The sequence below is a fragment of the uncultured Flavobacterium sp. genome (assembly GCF_963975005.1).
GTDB lineage: Bacteria > Bacteroidota > Bacteroidia > Flavobacteriales > Flavobacteriaceae > Flavobacterium.
In genome coordinates, this window is record NZ_CAXBFR010000151.1 from 1 (window position 1) to 6,198 (window position 6,198).

5 protein-coding genes are annotated in these 6,198 nt (G+C 31.5%); 2 read left to right on the forward strand and 3 right to left on the reverse strand.

The features are described 5' to 3' along the window. Window positions 1-18: 18 nt before the first annotated feature. Together AACZ53_RS13305 and AACZ53_RS13310 are read right to left on the reverse strand one after the other, a co-directional pair. Window positions 19-294, reverse strand: coding sequence for a hypothetical protein (locus AACZ53_RS13305; RefSeq protein WP_339839402.1), 276 nt, complete (start codon window positions 292-294; stop codon window positions 19-21). 80 nt (window positions 295-374) lie between these two features. Next, window positions 375-1,871 carry a PLP-dependent aminotransferase family protein gene (locus tag AACZ53_RS13310; RefSeq protein ID WP_339839405.1) on the reverse strand — a complete coding sequence of 499 codons (1,497 nt, stop codon included), beginning with the start codon at window positions 1,869-1,871 and terminating at the stop codon, window positions 375-377. Window positions 1,872-1,950: 79 nt separating this feature from the next. On the opposite strand from AACZ53_RS13310, the gene AACZ53_RS13315 reads away from it, so the two are divergent. After that, window positions 1,951-3,774, forward strand: a complete 1,824-nt coding sequence (locus tag AACZ53_RS13315) for a TonB-dependent receptor (protein ID WP_339839408.1) — start codon at window positions 1,951-1,953, stop codon at window positions 3,772-3,774. 220 nt (window positions 3,775-3,994) lie between these two features. Here AACZ53_RS13315 and AACZ53_RS13320 read toward each other — a convergent pair whose 3' ends face one another. Continuing rightward, a complete protein-coding gene (locus AACZ53_RS13320) occupies window positions 3,995-4,168 on the reverse strand; it encodes a RecX family transcriptional regulator (protein WP_339839410.1) in 174 nt (57 codons plus the stop codon). Window positions 4,169-4,407: 239 nt separating this feature from the next. On the opposite strand from AACZ53_RS13320, the gene AACZ53_RS13325 reads away from it, so the two are divergent. Then, on the forward strand, window positions 4,408-6,198 hold a 1,791-nt coding region (locus AACZ53_RS13325; RefSeq protein WP_339839413.1), incomplete at its 3' end, for a choice-of-anchor D domain-containing protein.

Here is a 6,198-nt window from a genome sequence, read left to right on the forward strand (position 1 = left end):
TAGGAATTGGGCTATTTTCTATTTCTGGAGACAAATATTCAGAATTGTTTTCAAAATGGCAACAATGCACATAATAATCGCTACAACCATGAAATAACCATAATCATATTGGTAAAGACTAGATAAATATTCTTTTCCTTTCCAAAAATTTTCAACACCATCAGGATTTATAAAAAGCGAAATAAATGTATTGACGATAATTCCACCCGCTTCAATACATAATCCAATAAAAATGATCCACGAAAGTATTTCCAAAACTTTCAAAATTTGATTGGTTGTGATTTTAATTTTCATAACTAAATGTTTAAAATTATTTCACAAATATATAAAAATTATTGAATAACAATAAATAAATATCAAAAAAGAATAAAAATTTATTTCTTAACGATGTTATTATAAGCTCTTTTTAGCTTTGTAACTACAATTTCAAGCTCTTCTTCATCTAAATGACCAAAGCCAAAACGAATTGCACAAGTGTTTTTATTTTGATAAAGAATAGTTTTAGGAAGAAATAAATCATTCTTTTGAGCTTCTTCCGCTAACTTAACTAAAGATATTTTAGGTTCAAATTGCAACCAAATTGCTAATCCACCAGAAGGTTTTTTCCACTGAAGGGTTTCTTTAAAGTTTTGTGTCAGCAATTGACATAGATAATCGCGTCTTTGTTTATAATTTATGATGTTTTTCTTGATTAATCTATGAATTTCACCTTCATAAATCAATTCAGATAACATTTGTTCCTGAATAACATCACCTTGTTTATCCAACATTTGCAAGTAGTTTTTGGCTTCAACAATTAAATTAGTTGGCGCAACGACAAATCCTGTCTGAAAACTTGGAAACAAAGATTGCCCCAATTTCCCTAAATAAATCACATTTCCGTTGGCATCAGAACTTGCCATTGGCAACATGGCTGATCCTTCATATTGAAAATCATAATCAAAATCGTCTTCAATTATAGCAAATTCATATTCTTTGGCAACTGTTAACAATTCCAATCTTCGTTCGGCACTAAGCGTATTTGTAGTTGGATAATGGCGATGTGCACAAACGTAGACGCAACGAATCGATTTCTTAATGTAGTGTTTTCTAATATAATCTATATCTAAACCATTTTTATCAATTGGAATAGTGTGAATTGTAGCACCAACTTGTTGAAAAATCATATTAGCTGCATAATTACTAAGATCACCAACCAAAACCACGTCGTTTGGCTGCAGTAAAAGCTGTGATACGATGTACAAACTCATCTCTGTACTTCTTGTGCTAATTAAGTTTTTAGGCTTAATTTGAAAGCCACGAGTAGCGTTTAAATAATTACATAATTGATTTTTATAAACCGAATGAGTTGTATTTGAAGTCTGATTCCATTTAGAAAGCAAGGTTTTTCGTTTCATCGAAGCACTATACCATTTTGAAAATTGATGTGTTGGATGTAATCTCAAATCGGGTTGTCCATCATTTATAGTATATTTTGTTTCTTTAGTTTCAGTGGTAGAAGCTAAATGAAACGATGGTTTAAAATTAAATCCGGTTCTTTCTGTACATTCGTTTTCTTGATTTGTCGGATAAGAAATAGCTTTAATTGAAACCGTTTTTTGCTCAGGTACAATTACAAATGTTCCTTTGTTGGGAATAATTTCAACCCAGCCTTGTGAAGCTAATTCATCATAAACAGCCACAACAGTATTTCTGTGAATGTTTAATAATTGACTTAGCGTTCGACTTCCTGGCAAAGCAGTTCCTTTGGTTAAATAGCCACGCTGAATGGCATCAATAATTTGATGGGAAATTTGAATAAATACAGCTGTGGAAGTATTTTTTTCAAACTGAATCAATTGTTTTAAAAGTGTTTCAACCGGACTATTCATAATTTAAAAACTGGACTACATTACTCGTCCGGAAAGTTACGAATTTTGCAACGTTTTAATATAAACAATAGTCATTATTATGAAAAATACCTTTTTAATAGCTTCTTTAGTGTTTTTTACTTTAACAGGAAAAGCTCAAGATACTCAACAAAAAACAGATTCGTTAAGAGAAGTTGTCGTGACTTCTACTAGAATCGATTTGCCTTTTGACGAAAACTCTAGAACTATTCAAATTGTTACAGCTTCTGATATTCAGAAATTAGGCGTTACAAATGTGGCTGATGCTTTACAACAAGTAGCTGGAATTGATGTAAGAAGACAAGGTGTAAATGGTATGCAAGCCGATTTGTACATAAGAGGTGGAAGTTTTGATCAAACCTTATTATTAATTGATGGTATAAAAGTAGACGATCCACAAACGGGACATCATACTTTAAACTTAGCTTTACCGATAGAAGTTATTGAAAGAATCGAAATTATAAAAGGTCCAGCTGCACGTATATTTGGACAAAATGCTTTTTCTGGAGCTGTAAATATTGTTACCAAAAATGCTCCTAGTAATGCTTTAGTAACAAAATTTCAAGCAGGTTCTTATGATCAGTTTTTGGCAGAAGCTACTGGTTCAATTAATTTAGATAATAGCAGTCATATTGTTCATTTTAGTAAGAATTTTTCAAACGGTTATAGAGAAAATACTGATTTTGACAACCAAAATATATTTATAAAAAGTCAATTCAATAAAAATAAACTTCCTATTAATTTGATTGCAAGTCATTCAGAACGAAAATTTGGAGCTAATGGTTTTTACGGAATTCCAACAGCAAATGAACAATATGAAGAAACACAAGCCAGTTTAGTTGGGTTTTCAACCGTTATTAAAAAAGGAAATTTTACATGGAAACCGAGAGTTTACTGGAGAAGAAATGAGGATTTATATTTGTATAAAAGAAAAAATCCATCTGCTTATAGAAATTTGCACATCACCAATAAAATGGCAGCTGAGTTAAATGGTTCATATACTTCAAATATTGGAATTACAGGTTTTGGTGTCGAATTTTCAAAATACTATATAGGAAGTAATCGTTTAGGAGACAATCAAAGAGAAATTGCAACTCTGTTTTTAGAACATCGTTTTCAGTTTTTGGACAATAAATTAGATGTAACTCCTGGAATTGCAGCTTCTTATTTTTCAGATTTTGACAACAAATTATTTCCTGGAATTGATGTAGGTTATAAGATTAATAACGAAGTAAGAGTTTATGGAAATATTGGATATACCTACAGAGTTCCAACCTACACCGATTTGTACTACATTGGCCCACAAGCAACAGGAAATGCAAATTTACAACCAGAAGATGCTTTAGCGCAAGAGCTAGGAATTAGATGGAACACAAACAGAATTGGCTTATCGTTAGTCGGTTTTAATAGAGATTCTAATGATTTGATTGATTATGTAAGAGTTAATCCTACGGATGTTGCTTTTTCACCTCAAAACATTCAAGATGTAAACACAAAAGGGTTTGAAACCCAATTTGATTATAAGTTTAAAGTCAATACTTTAAGTCAAAAAATCAATTTAGGCTATACATTTATAGAAGACGAAATAAAAAAAACAGCAGCAGTGGAATCGAGATATTCTATTAATTCTTTAAAGCATCAATTAGTAGGTTCTTATCAAATGCAATGGTTTAAAAACTTTTCAAACTCTATAGCTTATCGTTATTTAGAAAGAACTTCTGGAGTAAGTTATACTGTTGTAGATTTAAGTGCAGCTTATAAATTAAATGACATGGAACTTTCAATCTATGCTAATAATATTTTCAATACGGAATATTCTGAAACCAGTTTGATACCAATGCCAAAAGGAAATATGATGTTTGGATTAAAATATACTTTTAGATAAAGAGGAAAGATAATAGATTTTCAGTCAACAGAAAACAGACAACCTAAAAACCTAAAACCTACAACTTCTCCAACTCTCTAACTTTCTCATAAATCAAATCATTTTCCCAACCTTTTCTCATGAAATAATCGCAAAACTTTTTGCGTTTTTTCATAAAATTTGATTCAGCAATGGATTCCCAATGTTTGTTTGCTAATTCTTCACAAGTTTCTAGATAAAGTCAATCGTTAATTTCCTTTAAAGCTATTTTGATAATAGTTGACGAAATGTTTCTTGCTTTTAATTCATTTACAATTCTTATTTTCCCCCATTTTTTATAATTGTGTTTTCCTCTGGTGAAGCTTTGAGCAAAACGTTCTTCGTTTAAAAAATTATTTTCAATTAAGTAAACCATAAGCTCTTCTTTTTCGTAAGTATTTATTGAGAAAGAGAACATTTTCTGATATACTTCTTGGTGGCATCTATCTTGATAAGCACAGTAGTACTCTAGCTTATTGCGTATTTCGACGATAGAAAAAGTATTTAATCGAGTATCTTTCACTTATTTAATTAAGAGCTTTACAGGTATTATATTTGTGCCTTATGACACATAATTTCTCCCAAAAGTATTTAATAAATTAATACAAACAAAAAATGAAGAAATTTTTACTCGTTATTATCTTTTTAAGCTCAATTTTTAGTTGGGGGCAATCAGTAATTATTAGCCAGTACATTGAAACCGATTCTGGAACAACTCCAAAAGGAATAGAAATTTTCAATATTACAGGTAGTGATATTGTTTTCTCTGGAACAAATAATTTGCAAGTATACCAAGGAACAAATGGTGGTGCATGTGCAGCGATAACATCAACTAATATTACTTCAGGAACATTACAAGCTGGTAAAGTATGGGTAATAGGAACAGCTAATTTAGTTAGTTTTGCCACTATAAATGGAACAAGTCTGAGTGGTACTACTGCTTATGGATTTAGTTTTAATGGTGATGATGCTTTACAAGTATATTTAGGTGGTGTTTTACAAGATACTTTTGGAACATGTGGGACTGACCCTGGCTCAGCTTGGTCTGGTAGTGGAGTAAGTACTGAAAATAATAATTTACAAATTTTACCCGCTCAATCTTGTTCAGGTAATCCTTCTGGGTTTTCTGACCCAAGTATTAGATATTCTCAATTAGTAGGAGGAGGTGGTGTAATGACAGGTTTTGGAAATGCACCATCACCTTGTGGTTCACCTGTTCCAGAAATAAATGTACAAGGAAATAGTGTTTCTATTGTTGATGGTGATACTACACCCACTACAGCAGATCATACAGATTTTGGTACAGTTTTAACAAGTACTAATATTACTCAAACATTTACCATTCAAAATTTAGGTACGGCTAATTTAGTTATGCCTTCAAACCCAGTAACACTTTCTAACACAACTAATGGGTTTACTGTAACACAACCGGCTTTACTTACAGTTCCTGCAGGTTCATCAACTACTTTTACAGTTACTTTTAATAGTGCAACAGCGGGTACATTTACTAATACTATAAATATTGCTAATAATGACAGTGATGAAAATCCTTATGATTATGCAATTGTAGCAAATACAGTTGCACCAACTCCTGAAATTAACATTGCTAAAGATTTACTATCTTCAGATATTCCTTCTGGTTCAACAGCAAGTACGGGTTATAATACAATTTTTGCAGCCTTAAATATTGGAAGTAATTCAAATAAAACATATTATATTGAAAATGAAGGAACAGCTAATTTAACAATTGGAGCGGTAACTATTATTGGAGCAAATCCAGGAGATTTCTCAATATCTGCAATACCTTCAACAATTAATGTTGGCTCAGTATTAGCAACTTCTATTCCTTTTACAATTACATTTACGCCTCAAGCTTCTGGTGTAAGAACTGCAACCATTTCTATTGTAAATAATGATTCTAACGAAAATCCCTATACTTTTGATGTGCAAGGAACAGGAACTTGTCCTTCTTATACAACCACTTTGTCGCCTTCATCTGGACCAGTGGGAACAACTGTTTACATTACATCAACATTAAATTTATCAGGAACTAATACGGTTACATTAAATAGTACAACATTGCCAGTTACTGTAATTAGTTCTACTCAAATTTCGGTAGTAATTCCTTCTGGGGCAAATACAGGAAATATAATAGTAACCAATTTTCAAGGATGTTCTACAACAAATGCATTTACAGTTATAAATACCCTAGCTAGTGGATGTGAAGGAGGTGGAGCAGCTCCAACAGAATTATTTATAAGTGAAGTAACTGATGCAAACACAGGGGGTTTAAGTTATATTGAAATTTATAATGCAACGGGTAGTGCAAAAATATTAGGTACTTATACTTTACAAATTTATAATAATGGAGGTTCAACTGTTGGTAATACAATTGCTTTGCCATCT